The sequence below is a fragment of the Brevundimonas sp. genome (assembly GCF_016463485.1).
In the GTDB taxonomy this organism is placed as follows: Bacteria; Pseudomonadota; Alphaproteobacteria; order Caulobacterales; family Caulobacteraceae; genus Brevundimonas.
Genome location: NZ_JAEMRD010000012.1, coordinates 1 through 16,098, shown reverse-complemented (window position 1 = coordinate 16,098; position 16,098 = coordinate 1). Strand labels below are relative to the sequence as shown.

16 protein-coding genes, 1 tRNA gene and 2 pseudogenes are annotated in these 16,098 nt (G+C 64.7%); 11 read left to right on the top strand and 8 right to left on the bottom strand.

Annotation, left to right across the window (positions count from 1 at the left end):
* Positions 1-97: 97 nt before the first annotated feature.
* The 7 genes and pseudogenes from JHC99_RS03590 to JHC99_RS03560 all read left to right on the top strand — a co-directional run bounded on the left by JHC99_RS03590 (position 98) and on the right by JHC99_RS03560 (position 8,530).
* Entirely contained in the window at positions 98-1,378 is a 1,281-nt protein-coding gene (locus tag JHC99_RS03590; protein WP_292152091.1) for a fumarylacetoacetate hydrolase family protein, read from the top strand.
* Between the two features lie 81 nt (positions 1,379-1,459).
* Positions 1,460-2,734: an MFS transporter gene (locus JHC99_RS03585; protein WP_292152090.1), complete on the top strand. Its 1,275-nt coding sequence runs from the start codon at positions 1,460-1,462 to the stop codon at positions 2,732-2,734.
* 37 nt (positions 2,735-2,771) lie between these two features.
* Positions 2,772-3,731, top strand: coding sequence for an NAD-dependent epimerase/dehydratase family protein (locus JHC99_RS03580; protein WP_292152089.1), 960 nt, complete (start codon positions 2,772-2,774; stop codon positions 3,729-3,731).
* 522 nt (positions 3,732-4,253) lie between these two features.
* Complete coding sequence (locus JHC99_RS03575) at positions 4,254-5,459, top strand: saccharopine dehydrogenase family protein (RefSeq protein ID WP_292152088.1); 1,206 nt, start codon at positions 4,254-4,256, stop codon at positions 5,457-5,459.
* Between the two features lie 7 nt (positions 5,460-5,466).
* The gene (locus JHC99_RS03570; protein WP_292152087.1) at positions 5,467-6,639 is read left to right on the top strand and encodes a carboxynorspermidine decarboxylase; all 1,173 of its coding nucleotides are present in this window, start codon (positions 5,467-5,469) and stop codon (positions 6,637-6,639) included.
* 405 nt (positions 6,640-7,044) lie between these two features.
* Positions 7,045-7,737: pseudogene (locus JHC99_RS03565) on the top strand (IS6 family transposase).
* Entirely contained in the window at positions 7,730-8,530 is an 801-nt protein-coding gene (locus JHC99_RS03560) for a hypothetical protein (RefSeq protein WP_292152086.1), read from the top strand. The pseudogene JHC99_RS03565 and the gene JHC99_RS03560 overlap by 8 nt, the downstream one beginning before the upstream one ends.
* A 359-nt stretch (positions 8,531-8,889) precedes the next feature.
* Here the strand turns inward: JHC99_RS03560 and JHC99_RS03555 are convergent.
* Positions 8,890-8,979, bottom strand: a tRNA-Ser gene (locus JHC99_RS03555).
* Between the two features lie 155 nt (positions 8,980-9,134).
* Between JHC99_RS03555 and msrA the strand changes: the two genes are divergently transcribed.
* A complete protein-coding gene (gene msrA, locus JHC99_RS03550) occupies positions 9,135-9,785 on the top strand; it encodes a peptide-methionine (S)-S-oxide reductase MsrA (RefSeq protein WP_292152085.1) in 651 nt (216 codons plus the stop codon).
* A 4-nt stretch (positions 9,786-9,789) separates the two neighbouring features.
* Positions 9,790-10,140 (top strand): MmcQ/YjbR family DNA-binding protein, encoded by a 351-nt coding sequence (locus JHC99_RS03545; protein ID WP_292152084.1) that lies wholly within the window; start codon positions 9,790-9,792, stop codon positions 10,138-10,140.
* Here the strand turns inward: JHC99_RS03545 and JHC99_RS03540 are convergent.
* The 7 genes from JHC99_RS03540 to flgF form a co-directional block, all read right to left on the bottom strand.
* Positions 10,137-10,532, bottom strand: coding sequence for a hypothetical protein (locus JHC99_RS03540; RefSeq protein ID WP_292152083.1), 396 nt, complete (start codon positions 10,530-10,532; stop codon positions 10,137-10,139). The genes JHC99_RS03545 and JHC99_RS03540 overlap by 4 nt on opposite strands.
* 128 nt (positions 10,533-10,660) lie before the next feature.
* Positions 10,661-11,083: a hypothetical protein gene (locus JHC99_RS03535; protein WP_292152082.1), complete on the bottom strand. Its 423-nt coding sequence runs from the start codon at positions 11,081-11,083 to the stop codon at positions 10,661-10,663.
* 24 nt (positions 11,084-11,107) lie between these two features.
* Positions 11,108-11,557 carry a hypothetical protein gene (locus JHC99_RS03530; RefSeq protein ID WP_292152081.1) on the bottom strand — a complete coding sequence of 150 codons (450 nt, stop codon included), beginning with the start codon at positions 11,555-11,557 and terminating at the stop codon, positions 11,108-11,110.
* Positions 11,558-11,720: 163 nt separating this feature from the next.
* Complete coding sequence (gene flgH / locus JHC99_RS03525) at positions 11,721-12,482, bottom strand: flagellar basal body L-ring protein FlgH (RefSeq protein WP_292152080.1); 762 nt, start codon at positions 12,480-12,482, stop codon at positions 11,721-11,723.
* Positions 12,483-12,495: 13 nt separating this feature from the next.
* Entirely contained in the window at positions 12,496-13,284 is a 789-nt protein-coding gene (gene flgA / locus JHC99_RS03520; protein ID WP_292152079.1) for a flagellar basal body P-ring formation chaperone FlgA, read from the bottom strand.
* On the bottom strand, positions 13,284-14,072 hold the full coding sequence (gene flgG, locus JHC99_RS03515) for a flagellar basal-body rod protein FlgG (protein ID WP_292152078.1): 789 nt from the start codon (positions 14,070-14,072) through the stop codon (positions 13,284-13,286). The genes flgA and flgG overlap by 1 nt, the downstream gene beginning before the upstream one ends.
* Before the next feature lie 14 nt (positions 14,073-14,086).
* Positions 14,087-14,824, bottom strand: a complete 738-nt coding sequence (gene flgF / locus JHC99_RS03510; protein WP_292152077.1) for a flagellar basal-body rod protein FlgF — start codon at positions 14,822-14,824, stop codon at positions 14,087-14,089.
* 181 nt (positions 14,825-15,005) lie between these two features.
* Between flgF and JHC99_RS03505 the strand changes: the two genes are divergently transcribed.
* Positions 15,006-15,665, top strand: coding sequence for a flagellar basal body-associated FliL family protein (locus JHC99_RS03505; RefSeq protein WP_292152076.1), 660 nt, complete (start codon positions 15,006-15,008; stop codon positions 15,663-15,665).
* A pseudogene (locus tag JHC99_RS03500) lies at positions 15,662-16,098 on the top strand (flagellar motor switch protein FliM); the annotation flags it as partial. The gene JHC99_RS03505 and the pseudogene JHC99_RS03500, both read left to right, overlap by 4 nt.

The following is a 16,098-nucleotide window of genomic DNA, read 5'->3' as shown; positions in this document are numbered from 1 at the left end:
CACCGAGCCTTTCACGTTTCCGCAGTTATTCCGGTAAAAGGAAATATGAGCTCAACCACCATGGTGGGGCGGACTCCCGAGAAAGTAGAGTGCGTCGATGTCTCTGAAGCTTAATGCGACGCACGATCCGGCCCTCCAAAGCTGGCTCTCCAGCGCCAACGAGGCCGGTTGCGAGTTTCCGATACAGAACCTCCCTTTCGGTCTTTTCCAGACCGAAGGGTCGGGCCCGCGTGGCGGCGTCGCTCTGGGTGACCGGATTATCGATCTGTCGAAACTCGTCGAGCCGTTGGGCGAGGTTGCTCGCGTGGCGGCTGGGCCGAGTCTGCTGCCGTTGATGTCCCTGCCTGTCGAGACCCTGTCGCAGTTTCGTGCGGCGCTGAGCGCGCTTTACAGTACCACTGGACCGCCGCGAGCGGCGGCCGAGGCGGCGCTTGTCCCGATGGCCGAGGCCGAGTTGCTGTTGCCGATGAGGCCGACGGCGTTTGCGGACTTCTGTTCCTCGATCGAGCACGTTCGCCGCATGGCGGCGGGGGGAGGGCGCCCGGTGGCAGCCTGTGCTGACCGGCTGCCGGTCAGCTACAACGGCCGCGCCAGTTCCGTGGCCGTCAGCGGAACGCCGGTGGTTCGACCGAAAGGACAGTTCGAGTTCCCGCCCACCAGCGGCCAGATTCAGTACGGACCTGAGCGCAGGCTCGATTACGAGCTGGAGTTCGGCGTCTGGCTGCGCGGCGGCAACGCCCTGGGCATGCCGATCTCGGTCGCCGAGGCCGAGGCGATGATGTTCGGATGCAGCCTGGTCAACGACTGGTCGGCGCGCGGTATCCAGTTCTTCGAGTCGATGTTGGGGCCCCACCTCGGCAAGAGCTTCATGACCACGGTCTCGCCCTGGATCGTGACGATGGAGGCTCTGGCCCCCTTCCGGGTCCCGGCGCGAGGCCGCGTTGACGACGAGGCCGAGGTGCCCCCCCACCTGTTCGATCTCAAGGATCGGGACAGGGGCGGTATCCAGATCGCCATGACGGCCGAGTTGTCGACCGCGACCAGCGAACCGGTGGTCATCGCCGAGACGGGTTTCGAGACGATGTTCTGGACCCTGGCCCAGATGGTCGCGCACCAGGCGTCCAGCGGTGCCCCGCTCGAAGCGGGCGATCTGCTGGGCAGCGGCACGGTGTCCGGCCCGGCCAATGTCGCCAAGGCGTGTCTTGCCGAACGCAACGAGCGCGGCACCAATCCGGTCGTGTTCGCCGATGGTACCAGGCGCGTCTGGCTTGAGGACGGCGACACCCTGACCATCCGGGCAATGGCCCATGCGCAGGGTCGTGTGCCCATCGGCTTCGGCATCTGCGCGGGGACTGTCCGTCCCGCTGTGCCCGGGTGACCGGCCCCAGCGCGAGATCACGACAAACAAAGCCTCGTGGCCATGCACCGGCATGGCTCGGCCCGATTGTGGAGGACTGAGATGGAAACGACCAAGACCGAGGCGACCGCACCCCCAAGTGGTGGGCTGATCGCGGCCTATACCCTGGCCCTGCTGTTCCTGGCCAATGTGTTCAACTATGCCGACCGGGCCCTGCTCGGGATCGTCATCGAGCCCATGCGCAAGGAGCTGCTGCTGAACGATACGCAGATCAGTATCGTCTCGGGACTCGCCTTCTCGATGTTCTTCCTCGTCGCAGGGATCGCCGTGGCGCGGTGGGTCGATCGCGGCAATCGCAAGCTGATCCTCATCCTCGGTATCATTGTCTGGTCCGCCGCAACGGCGGCGACCGGATGGACCCTGGATTTCTATTCTCTGGCCGTAGCGCGGATGCTTGTCGGGATCGGCGAGGCTGCGGTCTTCCCGGTCGCGATGTCTTTGCTCGCCGACTACTATCCCGGACCCAGGTTGTCTCGATCGGTGTCGATCTTCCAAGCCAGTTCGGGGGTCGGCGTGATGGTCGGTTCGATCCTGGCCGGGATACTGGCGGCGGCTCTGGGCTGGCGATCGATGTTCGAGGTCTTCGGTGCCGCCGGCATCGTGTTCGCCCTGCTCGTTCTGCTGACCATGCGTCCGACCCCACGCGCCAAGACGAGTAACCAGACGTTGGAGGCAGGCGGATTCATCGGAACGCTAAAGGCCATCTTCTCTGTGCCCGGAATGGCCTGGCTCGCCTTTGGATACGGTGCGTCGAACATGGTCCTCGCGTGTCTGCCGATCTGGTCGCCGACCTTCCTGCTGAGGTCGCACGGTGTCGAGTTGGCCCAGGTCGGGGCCTTGGTCGGTCCCCCGGCCGTGATCGGCGGCATTGCAGGCGGTATCCTGTCCGGCATCCTGGCGACCAAGCTGATCCAGCGCACCGGCAACCGGGGCGCAGGTCTGCTGGTGCCCATCGTCGCCCTGCCGCTGGCGGTTCCGGCGTTCGCGGTATTCCTGTTCGCGCCCACGCTTCCGGTCGTGCTGCTCGGCATCGCGGTGATGAACTTCATGCTGGCGAGCTCGCTTGGGCCATGCGTCGCCCTGGCGGTGTCGCTGGTCACGCCGACGCGTCGCGGCATGACCTCGACCCTGATGCTGATCGTCCAGACGCTGCTGGCGTTCGCTTTCGGTCCTCTGCTGATCGGCGTGGTCAGCGATGCGCTGACACCGAGCCATGGTCAGGAAGCCTTGCGTTACGCCCTTTCGGTGATGCTGATCGCGCCTCTGGCGGCCTCGGCGATGCTGTTCATCGCGCGGGGCAAGATCAAGGCGGACTGAGGCGCAGAACCCCGGCGTGGCCGAAGGGATGAACGCCTTGAAACAAGCCGACGGATTGCAGGTGGCGGTGACCGGGGCCGCGGGGTTCATCGGTCGCGCGGTCGTGCAACGCATCATGCGTGGCGCGCTTGGTCGGGTCGCCGAGCTTCGACTCAATGATGTTCAGCCGTTCGAGCACAGCACGGCCGCCGTGGTGACGGGGAGCTATGCTGACGAGTCTGTTCGTCGCGCACTGCTGGGAGAGGGGGTCGATGTCCTCTTTCATCTGGCCTCCCTGCCGGGAGGGGCGGCCGAGCGCGATCCTGTCTTGGGCCGACAGGTCAATCTTGACGGTTCGCTGGCCCTGCTCGACGGCGTGGCCGCAAAAAACAAGCCCGTCGTCGTGTATGCCAGCACGATCGCGGTACTGGGGGCACCGTCCGGGCCCGTCGACGACCGGACGCCGCTGCGGCCGACGGGGGGCTATGGCACGCACAAGGCGATGGTCGAACTTTATCTTGCCGATCTGACGCGACGCGGGCTGATCGACGGCCGGACCGTCCGACCGGCGGGAATCGTGGCGCGGCCGCGTGACGCCTATGCCGGGTTCGCCACGGCCTGGATGAGTGACCTGTTCCACGCCGCCCTCGACGGCAGAGACATCGCGGTTCCCGTGAAATCCGACGCCCATGCCTGGCTTCAGAGCCTGGATATCTTAGCGGACAATCTGATCCATGCGGCTCGTATGTCCGAGATCGACTTGCCGCGTCACCGGGCCTGGAACCTGCCGGCGACCGTCGTGCGGATTGCAACACTGGTCGAGGCGCTGGAACGGCATACCGGAACGCGTCTGCGTGCGACTTATGGCGACAGTCCGATGGACCATCCGCCGCTCGACTTGAGTGCCGCCCTGTCGCAAGGTTTCCTCAGCGACGGGGATACGGATGCGCTGGTCCGCAGGGTGCTAGCGCGAATTAAGGGCGCGACCGGCGCGACCGGAACCGTCGTCAATCAGTGATTATCCCGGGGCAGGCCTATGGTCTGGGAGATGCGCTGGTGTTTGACGGCCGTTTGCAGTGCTGCACCGATATCCAGTGGGCCGAGGTTGCCGCGATGCCCCAGGACACCACAATCCCCGGTGCCGCCGTGGGAGAGATCGTGGAGCCGCGCCACCCTGAATCTCGGCGAGGGTCGGCCTGGGGTTCACCCAAAAGCGCATGTCTAGTTGACCTGTGCTGCGCGCCGGACGCCCCGGTCCCGAGTAGCCAGCCGAGACTTCGTAGCCTCATTCTTGGACCGCCTAAGGAGGAGCAATACCGACGCGGCCGCGACGAGCCCCTGCAATCCGCCAACACACAACCGTGTACTTGGAGGCGATGTACCGGGCCCGTCGGCGAACAGAAGCACCGATTGAGCCCGCGCTAACGATCGCCGATGGTGACGAGTCGACGGTTACAGGCATCCGACAAAACTGCCATACGGGCCGCTTGGCCGGTGAATCAGTCCGATAGTATGTGTGCATGCGTCAGGAGCGGAATAGATGAGCAGGGTGCTTGTGATAGGCGCCGGCGGCGTAGGGTCGGTCGCCGTGCACAAGATGGCGATGAACCCCGATGTGTTCTCGCACATCACGCTGGCCAGCCGTCGGCGGTTTAAATGCGACGCGATCGCGTCTTCGGTTTTCCAGCGCACCGGCATTGCGATCGAGACGGCCGAACTAGACGCCGATGACGTCGACGCGACCGTCGCGCTGTTGGAGGTCGTGAAGCCGCAACTCCTGGTCAATCTTGCCCTGCCGTATCAGGACCTCGCCATCATGGAGGCCTGCCTTAGGGCCGGCGTGAGCTACCTCGATACGGCCAATTACGAACCACGTAACGAGGCCAAGTTCGAATACAGCTGGCAGTGGGCCTATCAGGAGCGCTTCCGCGAAGCTGGTCTGATGGCCGTGCTGGGCTCCGGGTTCGATCCGGGGGTCACGTCCGTGTTTGCAACCCATGTCCGCAAACACCTGCTCGACCGGATCGACACGCTCGACATCCTCGATTGCAACGGCGGCGATCATGGCCATCCGTTTGCGACCAACTTTAATCCGGAGATAAACCTTCGGGAAGTCACGGCGCCCTCACGACACTGGGAGAACGGTCAATGGGTTGAGGGCCCCGCGTTGAGCCAAAAACAGGCGTTCGACTTCGATCAGGTGGGCGTTCGCAACATGTACCTGATGTATCATGAGGAACTGGAGTCGCTGGCGAAGTTTTATCCTGAGATCAAGCGCATCCGCTTCTGGATGACCTTTGGCGACAGCTATCTGAAACATCTCGAGGTGCTGGAGAATGTCGGGATGACCCGCATCGACCCCGTAACGTTCCAGGGCGTGGAGATCATCCCCTTGCAGTTCCTGAAGGCCCTGCTGCCTGAACCCGCGTCGCTGGGCCCCGTGACCAAGGGGAAGACGAACATCGGCGTCATCGCGACCGGCGAGAAGAACGGCAGGCAGAAGACCGTTCACGTGTACAACGTCTGCGACCACGAAGAGGCCTTCGCGGAGACCGGCAATCAGGCGGTGAGCTACACCACGGGCGTTCCCGCCATGATTGGCGCCGCGCTGATGCTGACAGGCAAATGGAGCGGCGCCGGCGTCTTCAACATGGAGCAGCTCGATCCCGATCCCTTCATGGCATTGCTGAACGCGCAAGGCCTTCCATGGCAGGTCAAGGACTTGCGCGCGCCCCTCGACTTCTGATCGCAAGATGGAAACCCAGGCCGGCGATCCCGGCGCGTTTGCCCGGTTCGACCTCAGCCGTGTGCCGTCGCCATGCTTCGTGGTCGACGAAGCGGCGCTCCGTCGCAATCTGCTGGTGCTCAAGGACGTCGCAGACCGCAGCGACGCCAAGGTGCTGCTGGCCCTGAAGGCATTCTCGATGTGGGCTGTGGCCGATGTGGTCGGCGAATACCTGCACGGTGTTTGCGCCTCCGGCCTTTGGGAGGCGCGTCTCGCCAGGCAGCATTACCGAGGTGAATTGACGACATACGCTCCGGCGTATCGACCTGAGGATCTGCCGGAAATCCTGCGTCTGTCGGACACGGTTATCTTCAACTCGCCGGCGCAGATCTCACGGTTCGAAGACGTCATCGTTGCGGTGCGTGCCGAGGGAGCCGTCTTCCAGGTCGGCCTGCGGCTGAACCCCGAATTCAGCGAGGCGGCGGTCGCCAAGTATGACCCTTGCGCGTCCGGATCACGGCTTGGCTTTCCCGTCTCCCAACTAAAGCCAGAGCACCTGCGGGGCGTCGATGGTCTGCATTTTCACGCCCTTTGCGAGCAGGGTTTCGAACCCTTGTGCCGTATCTGGGACGCGCTCGAGCCTATGATCGGTGGTTTGCTGGCCCGGCTCAAATGGGTGAACCTCGGGGGCGGCCACCACATCACACGCGCCGACTATGCCCGTGACGACCTCGTAGCGTTCCTGAACCGAATCAAGGACCGCTACGGGATTGATCTCTATTTGGAACCGGGCGAGGCGATCGCTCTGGACGCAGGCATTCTGGTCGGAGAAATCCTCGACAGCTTCGTCAACGGCGTGGCCGTGGCGATCACGGACATTTCGGCGACATGTCATATGCCGGACGTGCTTGAAGCCCCTTATCGGCCGGCCTTGCTGAACGAGGGCGACCAGGGCGTTCCGGTGCGCCTCGGCGGCCCGTCCTGTCTGGCTGGAGACGTCATTGGGGACTACCTCTTCGCGGACCTGCCAGCACCGGGAAAGCGCATCGCCTTCCTCGATCAGGCCCACTACTCGATGGTCAAGACCACGACGTTCAATGGCGTGCCCTTGCCGGCGATAGCCCTATGGAACAGCGACACCGACGCACTGCAGTTGGTACGCCGGTTTGATTACGCGGACTTTCGGGACCGGCTTTCGTGAGCGCTAGGGTGATCGACGCCCCACCGTCTTCGTGTCCGCCATCGCCCTCGCAGCGACTGTGCTCTTCTGCCTATGAGTCCTGTGCCCAGATGCTGAGACGACAGAGGCGCTGGGCGGCAACGTCCGACGCTTTTTTTCATGCGCGATCCGGGAGAGACGAGCCATCGCCCCGCTCGGCGGCCGGAATCTACCCCTGGTCGAGCGATCAAGCTGGGCCATTGGGCCGCGCGGCGAGACGGCCATCGTCCGTCAGCCAGCCGATCCCACCTTAATCGCTGCGCTCACCCGAGCAGAGGCCTGGAAGAAGAGGATCATGAGCGGGGAGGCGAGTACGATGGTGCTGTCAGTCCAACGCTAACTTGTCTCCACTTAAGACGGCTAAGCCGCTGATGAGGATGATTTTTCGTGAAGCTCATTTCGTTCAAGCGCCATCGTTTTCCATCCGATGTGATCCGTCAGGCGGTGTGGCTGTAGTTCCGTTTCAGCCTCAGTTTGCGGGATGTAGAGGAACTGATGGCGGCTCGCGGCGTGGACGTCAGCTACGAGACGATCCGCTGCCGGACCATCAAGTTCGGGCCTCTCATCGCCAGACGACTGAGAAAGAAGCGGTGGCCCCCGTCGCCGCGCTGGCACCTGGACGAGGTGGTCTGCAACATCGGCGGGAAGCGGATGTTTCTGTGGCGCGCGGTCGATGACGAAGGTGAGGTCCTAGACGTCCTGGTCCAGCGCTGGCGGGACACAGAGGCTGCGTTGAAGCTGCTCAAGCGACTCCTTCAGACCCAGCCGGTGGATCCGCAGACGATCACGACAGACGGCCTGGCCTCATATGGCGCGGCTCTCGATCAGCTGAACTTGAGGCATCTGCATAGACCCGGCCGGCTTCGCGAGAACAACCGGATCGAAAACTCCCACCTACCGATCCGACGACGAGAGCGGCAGCAGCAGCGGTTCAAATCCCAGGCGTCAGCCCAGCGTTCCCTCACCACCCATGCAGCGATCTACAACACCTTCAACATCCAACGCCATCTGATCAGCAGACCGACCCTTCGCCGCCTTCGCGCCGATGCGGCGACCGCTTGGGCTGCCGCCGTTGCCTGATTTCAGGAAGGGTAAAGCACCTTTCAACTTGGCGAACTTAACCTGTCAGACCCGCTTCGGCGGCGGTCCGGCACCCCTGCTCGCCCTGAAAGGGCTGGTGTTCGATTGTGATGGTGTCTCGATGACCCGGGCCCACGCCTACGGCAAGTCAGGGGCTGCGCATCGCTACTATGTGTCGAGCAGCGTCAATCGCGGCCGGGGCGAGCGGCGACCCGACGGCATCTACCGCCTGCCGGCCCTGCCCGTGGAGCGCTGGGTGATCGAGACCCTGCACCGTCTGGCGCCGGACCATGATCCCCTCGCGGTCCTTTCGAGGATCGAGGTGCATGAGCATACGGTGCAGCTGGCGCTGAATGGAACCGTGTTATCACCGGAAGCAAGAGGGCTGCCGGTCACGATGGATCGCTTGCGCCGCGCCCTTGTGGAGAGCGAGCAGGTCCAGGTCGAGGGCGAGCGGCTGTGGGTGCACATCCCGAGCCGGCTGAAGTTCCGGGGCGGGAAAGCGTGGCTGAGCGGCGAGGCGCCGAAGCGCAGCCGGATGAGCCAGGCCCTGATCAAGGCGCTGAAGCGCAGTCACCACCTCGTGGCTAGCGGGTCCGATGCGGAGTGCGTACTTCAGCAGGCACCGTCATCCCCACACGAACGCGATCTCATCCGCCTCGCCTTTCTGGCTCCCGATCTACAGGCGGCCATCCTCGATGGACGTCAAGACGCCGGGCTCTGCCTCGAGGATCTGCGCGGCGCAGATTTTCCCCTGTGCTGGGACGATCAACGCCGCTCCCTCAGAGTCTGAATCCTGGCCCTGATCAGCCGGACATTTTCCCTGATCAGCACTCCAAAAATTCCCTGCCTGGTCCGGGCCTCGTGTCGTGGCAGCGGGCAGCAAACCCCCGACCCCACCGGGAGTGGGGGTCAGGACGGCTCGGACTCACTTACTCCAGATCTTGCGAAAATCCCTGTTCCAATCCCTGATCGCAGGGAAACTCCACCGGATCATCGACCGCCAGAGACGGGCCGGCCGTTGAAGGCAGGTGAGAGCGCGAATTTGCGCTGGCGCATAGCCTGATCGCAGGACATCGGACGCGGGAAAGCCCGCACGGCGTGGGCCGAGCGGGGCGGTCTTAAGTTATTGGTAAATATGAAGAAAAACGATGGCGGACAGAGAGGGATTCGAACCCTCGGTAGGCTTTCACCTACACACGCTTTCCAAGCGTGCGCGATCGACCACTCCGCCACCTGTCCGTTCCACGATAGACCCGCGGGCCTCGTCGAGCCGCCGGATGGTCGTCCGGCGGGAGGCGAGGCTGATAGAACAGCGCGGGGCGCTGGGCAAGCGCCGGATGTCTTCCCATATGGAAGGAAATCGATTTATCGACCCTGCAAGACCGGAGAACCCCATGCTGTTCCGAAAGAGCCACGACCTGCCGACTGCCGAGACGGCACTGCCGGGGCGTTCGACGCCCCTTCCGACCGACGAAGTCCACTTCGTCACGGGCCGGCCGTTGAAGGGGCCGCACCCAGACGGCTTCGAAACGGCGATCTTCGGCATGGGCTGTTTCTGGGGCGTGGAGCGGAAGTTCTGGACCCTGCCCGGCGTCTGGGTCACGGCGGTCGGCTATTCGGGCGGGATCACGCCCAATCCGACTTATGAAGAGACCTGCACGGGCCTGACGGGCCAGGCCGAGGTGGTTCAGGTGGTCTTCAACCCGAAGGAAACGAGTTACGCCGAGTTGCTCAAGGTGTTCTGGGAGGGGCACGATCCGACGCAGGGAATGCGCCAGGGCAACGACGTCGGCTCGACCTACCGCTCGGCCATCTACTATCTGAACGATGACCAGAAGGCTCAGGCCGAAGCGTCGCGCGACGGCTATCAGGGGGCGCTGAAAAAGGCGGGCCGGGGAGAGATCACCACAGAGATCGCGCCCGCGGGGCCGTTCTACTATGCCGAGGGATACCATCAGGGCTATCTGGCCAAGAACCCGGCCGGATACTGCGGCATCGGCGGCACGGGCGTTGTCTGTCCGATCGGCGTCGGCGTCGAGGCCTGATCGGATGGACAGGGCTGCGATCGGCAGAGTTTGCCTGGCCCTGCCGGCAGCGACCCTGGACCACCCCTTCGGAGACCATCACGACGCCTATCGCGTCGGCGGCAAGATGTTCGTGATGGTCGGCCAGGAGGGCGGCGTGTCGTTCAAGGTCTCGGACATCGCCTATGAGGTCCTGACCGAGACCGGTCGCGCCCGGCCAGCGCCCTATCTGGCCCGGGCAAAATGGGTCAACATTGCCGATCCCGGCCCGGCCGAGGGCTGGACTGACGCCGATCTGGCTGATCATTTCGCGTCGGCCCATGCTATTGTCGCCGCAAGGCTGACGAAAAAGGTCCGCGCCGACCTCGGCCTCTAGCCGCAGAAGTCGAAGAAGCGTTCGACGTTGGCCATCGTCGTCGGGTGGGCAACGAACATGTCGCGCCGGCCATCGTGCAACGAAGCCATCCATCCCAGTCGCCGAAAGCGCAGGAAGACCGGCAGGTCCGCCTTGGCCCCGGCGGTCAGGGTACTTCCATCATGGAGTTCCGAGGGCTCGGCACTGGCCTTGAAACGTTCGGTGTCGCCGCCCGATTCCAGGTGGATGTCCCGCGGGGCGTCGGCGATGGCGAAGATGTCGAGCTTGCCGGTGCCGGCCGCGCACGACAGGCCCATCTGCACGTCGTCGCTGGCTTCCAGGCCAAAGACCAGCTGCGCTTCGGCCGTATCCGCATGATAGAACCAGTCGTAGCCGGCGACGGGCCTGGGCATGGCAGCCGTCGCCGGGGCCGACACAGTCGGAGCCGCGGGCCCGATGGTCGAACACCCGGTAGCCGCCAGGCCGAGGATCGACAAGAAGACGATCGCTGCCGGAATTCTCATCTTGGGCATCCTGGGGTTCATCCGCCGCAAAGGTCGGCGAAGCGCCGCAGCTTGGCAAGGTGGACGGAGTCGAACTGGATGTCCTGACGCGCCTCGCCGACCGTCATGGACAGTGCGCCGCTGGTTGAAAACCGGCTGAACACGGGATGGTCGGTCCTCAGGGACGCCACGATGGCATGGTCTGCCCCCGGGGCCGCCTCCATCGTCGCCGTCTGTTCGCCGGACGTGACTGTGGCGAAGCCGGGTTTCAGCGCTGAGTCGTAGACAGATACGCGGACTATGCCGGATCCGGCCGAACACTCCAGTGTGGTGCGCAAGTCCGGCGTGTCAGGGCGTTCATAGGCCAGAACGACGGGACCGGAGCCTTCGTAAAGGGTCCACGTCCATGACGGGGCCTGCATTCCCAGGGCGAGTGCGGCAAGAGCCGCTGTCGAGATCATTCAGCCCGCCCCCGTAGCCCAAACTCAGGCCTGCTTGCGCGCACAATAACCCAGAAACTCGGCGATGGCGCGCCGTTCCACCGGTGTCGCCGAAATCCGGTGCACGCCACCTTCACCATGGACGTTGATGCGTCCATCGTTGACCAGACTGCGCAGGGGGCTGGCCTTCACGGCGATCCGGGTCTCATCCGTAGGCGAAAGCGCAACCGCAGCGGTGACCGTGGGACGGACGTCGCCATAGACGGCCGCCGTTGCGTCGCCGGGCGCGCAGGTAACCATCATGGCCAGTTGATCGGAGTTCGCCACGCCGTAGGCCAGCTTGGCCATCGCACCCTCATGGCTCACATGCCAGCCGAGACCGTCCTGGCTGCTGCCCTCGACAGGGCTCGGCACCGACTGCGCAACCGGCTGGGTTTTCGCGGCGAACGCCACGAGGCCCAAGGCGGCGACGGCGGGGAGAAGCATCTTGAACATGACAGGGTCTCGCGTTCTCCGATCAACGCGAGAGCTACGGTGGAGTTCACGGCCGAGCTTAACCTTCGTTAACAGTCGGCTCCTGTGTGACGAAAATATCGCGCGTTCGGCGAACGTCGGCTGCCGCACAGGCTCCGAGAGCCGAGCGGTGATGCCCCTCAGGTCAGAAGGGACTGAACCGCTCGACCAGCGACTGGGCCGCCGGGGTCGCCTGGACCCGGCTGATGTCGCCCCGGCCGCCGTAGCTGATGCGAGCCTCGGCGATCTGGGTATGGCTGATGGTGTTGGCGGCGGTGATGTCCTCGGGACGGACGATGCCGGCAACGGTCAACTCGCGAACCTCGCGGTTGGTGCGCACTTCCTGCCGACCCTGGATGACCAGGTTGCCGTTGGCCATGATGTCGGTGACCACGGCGGCGACGGTCAGGTCGACCTTCTCCGAACGGCTCACGGAGCCTGAGCCGGACGCATTGATCTGGCCCTGGGTTCCGACCAAGTTCCCCGGATCGAAGCCGCCCGGGAATGCGCGACCGAGGCTGTTCTCGAGGCCGAAGAAGTTCGTGACCCCGCCCGACGCGTCATTCGAGCGCGCGCGGTTGGTGGCGTTCGAGGTCTGGGCGCTGTCGTCGATCGCGATGTTGACGGTCAGGATGTCGCCGATGTGACGGGCGCGCTGGTCCCCGAAGAAGGTGCGAGCCCCGGTGCGCCACAGGCTGTTGGCACTGGCGGCCATCCGCCCGTTCTGCTGGGCGCGCATTGCGGCCTGCTGTTCGGGCGACGGCTGATAGACCTGGCTCTGTGGAACCAGGGCGGCCGGATAGCCGATCGGGGCCAGTTCGGGGCCACGTACGGCCTCGATCGCTGTGGAACAGGCGCCCAGCGACAGGCTGGCGGCGCAGGCGGTGAGGATCAGGGTCTTGCGCATGGGGGTCAGGTCCTTAGCGGGAGGCGAGGAGGGCGTTGGCACGCGCCGCCAGAGCCCGTGCAGATTGGGCGGCAGGGCCCGCAATGGCGCGGCCGGGCCCGGTGGCGATGGCGTCGATGGTCTTGGACGAGGTGGTGTTGAGCACGGGCACAGGCTCGCCGATCGCGGCGGCCCGTGTGGCCCGACCGGTGACGGTCAGGCGTACCCCGCCGACCTCATAGGCCACCTCGACCATGTCGTTGCGGGCAATGACCTGGGGGGAGGCGAGATCGCGCGAGGCGACCGCCGCCCCGGCACGCAGGGGCCGTTTGGCCGACAGCCCGATGGCCTGTTCGGCGTCGCGAGGACCGCCTGCCGTGGCCAGATGGGCCTGGACCGTGGTCCAGACGACGTCCTCGGGCTGGATGATGTCGCCCGTCGCGATGTTGCGAGCATAGGTCAGGACTTCGGCCGTCGCGCCCGGCCGTGCGGCTGCGGGGGTACCGGGCGCAGCCGTAGCGGCCACGGGCGACGCCATGCCTGCGCGGACGACGACGCGTCCGAGGTTGCGAGGATTGTCCCACTGAAGCCCCGAGCGCAGCGCCGCAGCCTGAAGCTGGCCGGCGTCGAAGACCACCGAGGGACCGGCACGCGAGGCCACGACGACGTTCGCCGCCGATCCGGCCCCGTCGAACAGGTCGCCCAGGGTGACCCGGCCGTCCTCGTCGACGGGATTGGCCTTGAGCGTGACCGGCCCTGCCATGGCCGATCCCACGGCCAGCAGCGACGCCGTAGCGGCGATGATGAGAGAGAGCGCGCGCATCAGCTCTTCACCTGCGAGGCGACGGACATCATTTCGTCGGCGGTCTTGATGACCTTGGAGTTCATCTCATAGGCCCGCTGCGCCACGATCAGCGAACTGATTTCCGACACGGCGTCGACGTTGGACGATTCGGTATAGCCCTGCAGAAGTTGCCCATAGCCGGGCTCTCCGGGCGCGGCGACGGAGGCCGGACCGGAGGCGGCGGTTTCCATCAGCAGGTTGTCGCCGACGGCTTCCAGCCCCGCCTCGTTGAAGAAGTTGGCGATTTCCAACTGGCCCACCACCTGCGGATCGGTCTGGCCGTCGATCGTGGCCTGCATCTCGCCGGTCTTGGAGATGGTCACATCGACCGTGTTCTGGGGGATCGTGATGGCCGGCTCGATCGCATAGCCGTCCTCGGTGACCAGATTGCCCTCGGGGCTCAGCGAGAAGTTGCCGGCGCGGGTGTATCCGATCTCGCCCGAGGGCAGGGTCACCTGGAAATAGCCCTTGCCGTCGATGGCGACGTCATAGGTATTGTCTGTGCGGCCGGGCGTACCCTGTTCGGTGATCCGGTAGACGCTGCCCGCCTTGACGCCCAGACCCACCTGGATGCCGGTCGGGACGACGGTGCCGGCGCTGGACGACTGGGCCCCCATCCGCTCGACGTTCTGGTACATCAGGTCCTGGAACTCGGCCCGCTGCCGCTTGAACCCGATCGTGTTCATGTTGGCGATGTTGTTGGAGATCACTTCGACGTTCAGCTGTTGGGCAGCCATGCCGGAAGCGGCGGTTCTCAAGGCGCGCATGTCTGGTTCTCGTCCTAGCTGCTGCGGCCCAGCCGCTCGACCGAGCGGCGGGACAGGTCGTTGACGTTCTCGATCATCTTGGAGACGCGCTCGTAGGCGCGGCTGATCTCGATCATGTTCGTGATCTCGATCAGCGGATTGACGTTGGAGCCTTCCAGGCTGCCTTGGTGGATCTTGGCACCGGCCGCTTCGATGGGGTCCGCGTTGGAACGGTTGCGGTAAAGACCGTCGCCGTCCTTCGACAGCGCCGACAGGGTCTCGAACCGGGCGAGGCTGAGCTTGCCGACCAGCAGGCCTCCCTGCGAGATCGTGCCGTCGTCACCGACCGTGACCTGCCCTCTGGACGGATCCAGGATGATGTCGCCGCCGTCGCCCTGGACCGCGTCGCCGGCCTTTGTGACCAGCTTGCCTTCCGGGTCGAGCGTAAAGGCCCCGTCGCGGGTGTAGGCGTCGCCGCTTCCATCATTGACGACAAAGAAGGCCCCTTCGCCCTCGATGCCGAAATCCAGATCGCGGCCGGTCTGTTTCAGGGCTCCCTGACCGAAATCCCGGCCCACGCCGTTGTCGAGCACGAAGCTGGCGCTGGGCCTGATCGCCTCGTTGCGGGCCCGCTCACCGATCTCGGCACCGACGAGCAGTTGCTCGACCTTGAAGCCGGTCGTATCGGAGTTGGCCATGTTGTTCGCCACGATGTCCAGCTCGCGACGGAGCGTCATCTGGCGGGACAGGGCGACGTAGGCGGCGTTTTCCACGGTGAGCTGGCTCCTTCGTCAAGGTGCTACGCAACGACCGTGCCAACAGGGTTAATGCAGGCGCGGCGGGCTTTTGAGAGTCATCCCCGGCTTAGGCACCCGGCAGGATTTGCCGGATTTCAACGCCCCGTTAACCAAACCGGCCGCATCTGGACGCTGGAATCATCCGGGGCCTCCATCCATGCTGAAGCTGGGCAAGAAGAAGAAAGCGGACGCTGGCGAATCCGCGACTGCCCTCGCCGTCGCCGAGGGTGCTGAGGGGGATGCCCCGCCGGCCAAGAAGAAAATTCCTCTGCTCTTCATCATCATCCCTGCGGCATTGCTGGTACTGGGCGGCGGTGGCGGCGCGGCCTTCTTCCTCCTGTCACCCAAGCCTGCGGCGGCGGAAGGCGAGCACGGCGAGGAAAAGGCCGACGGCCACGGTGCCAAGAAGGAAGAAAAAGGCGGCCACGGCGAGAAGAAGGAGGCCGGCCACGGTGCGGCCGCGGGTGCCGAGGGCGAAGCCGGCGCGGGCGTGATCGCGGAGGGGCCGGACGGCGTGACCTTCTACACCCTGGCCCCCATGACGGTGAACATCCAGTCGCCTGATGGTCGACCGACCTATCTGAAGCTCAAGCTCACGCTCGAAATGCATGACGCCGATCTCGCCTCGACTCTCCAGGCCGAGGCTCCCCGGATGCAGGACATGTTTCAGGGCTTTCTGCGCGAGCTGCGTCCTGAAGACCTGGCCGGCTCGTCTGGCAGCTATCAGCTGCGCGCCGAGATCCTGCGCCGCGTCAACCTGATCGCGGCACCGTCCAAGATCGACGCCGTCCTGATCGAAGAGATGCTCGTTCAATGAGCGATGTCGGTTTTGCAGACACCGATCCTTCGACCTCCGACGAGTTCCGCTCGCCGGGCTCCGAACGGGTTCTGAGCCAGGACGAGATCGACAACCTGCTGGGGTTCGACCTCGGCGACGGGGACGATTCCGAACGTTCCGGCATCCGGGCCATCATCAACTCGGCCCTCGTCAGCTACGAGCGGCTGCCGATGCTCGAGATCGTCTTCGACCGCCTGGTGCGGCTGATGACGACGTCCCTGCGCAACTTCACCTCCGACAACGTCGAAGTCAGCCTCGACAACATTTCGTCGATCCGGTTCGGCGACTATCTGAATTCCATTCCCCTGCCGGCGATCCTGGCCGTCTTCCGCGCCGAGGAACTGGACAACTACGGCCTGCTGACGGTCGATTCCAACCTGATCTATTCGATCGTCGACGTGCTGCTGGGCGG

Excerpts from the sequence above, each read along its gene's own strand:
- JHC99_RS03590 (WP_292152091.1), top strand. The coding sequence starts at position 98 with ATGTCTCTGAAGCTTAATGCGACGCACGATCCGGCCCTCCAAAGCTGG.
- JHC99_RS03585 (WP_292152090.1), top strand. The coding sequence starts at position 1,460 with ATGGAAACGACCAAGACCGAGGCGACCGCACCCCCAAGTGGTGGGCTG.
- JHC99_RS03575 (WP_292152088.1), top strand. The coding sequence starts at position 4,254 with ATGAGCAGGGTGCTTGTGATAGGCGCCGGCGGCGTAGGGTCGGTCGCC.
- JHC99_RS03570 (WP_292152087.1), top strand. The coding sequence starts at position 5,467 with ATGGAAACCCAGGCCGGCGATCCCGGCGCGTTTGCCCGGTTCGACCTC.
- msrA (WP_292152085.1), top strand. The coding sequence starts at position 9,135 with ATGCTGTTCCGAAAGAGCCACGACCTGCCGACTGCCGAGACGGCACTG.
- JHC99_RS03545 (WP_292152084.1), top strand. The coding sequence starts at position 9,790 with ATGGACAGGGCTGCGATCGGCAGAGTTTGCCTGGCCCTGCCGGCAGCG.
- JHC99_RS03540 (WP_292152083.1), bottom strand. The coding sequence starts at position 10,532 with ATGCCCAGGCCCGTCGCCGGCTACGACTGGTTCTATCATGCGGATACG.
- JHC99_RS03535 (WP_292152082.1), bottom strand. The coding sequence starts at position 11,083 with ATGATCTCGACAGCGGCTCTTGCCGCACTCGCCCTGGGAATGCAGGCC.
- JHC99_RS03530 (WP_292152081.1), bottom strand. The coding sequence starts at position 11,557 with ATGTTCAAGATGCTTCTCCCCGCCGTCGCCGCCTTGGGCCTCGTGGCG.
- flgH (WP_292152080.1), bottom strand. The coding sequence starts at position 12,482 with ATGCGCAAGACCCTGATCCTCACCGCCTGCGCCGCCAGCCTGTCGCTG.
- flgA (WP_292152079.1), bottom strand. The coding sequence starts at position 13,284 with ATGCGCGCGCTCTCTCTCATCATCGCCGCTACGGCGTCGCTGCTGGCC.
- flgG (WP_292152078.1), bottom strand. The coding sequence starts at position 14,072 with ATGCGCGCCTTGAGAACCGCCGCTTCCGGCATGGCTGCCCAACAGCTG.
- JHC99_RS03505 (WP_292152076.1), top strand. The coding sequence starts at position 15,006 with ATGCTGAAGCTGGGCAAGAAGAAGAAAGCGGACGCTGGCGAATCCGCG.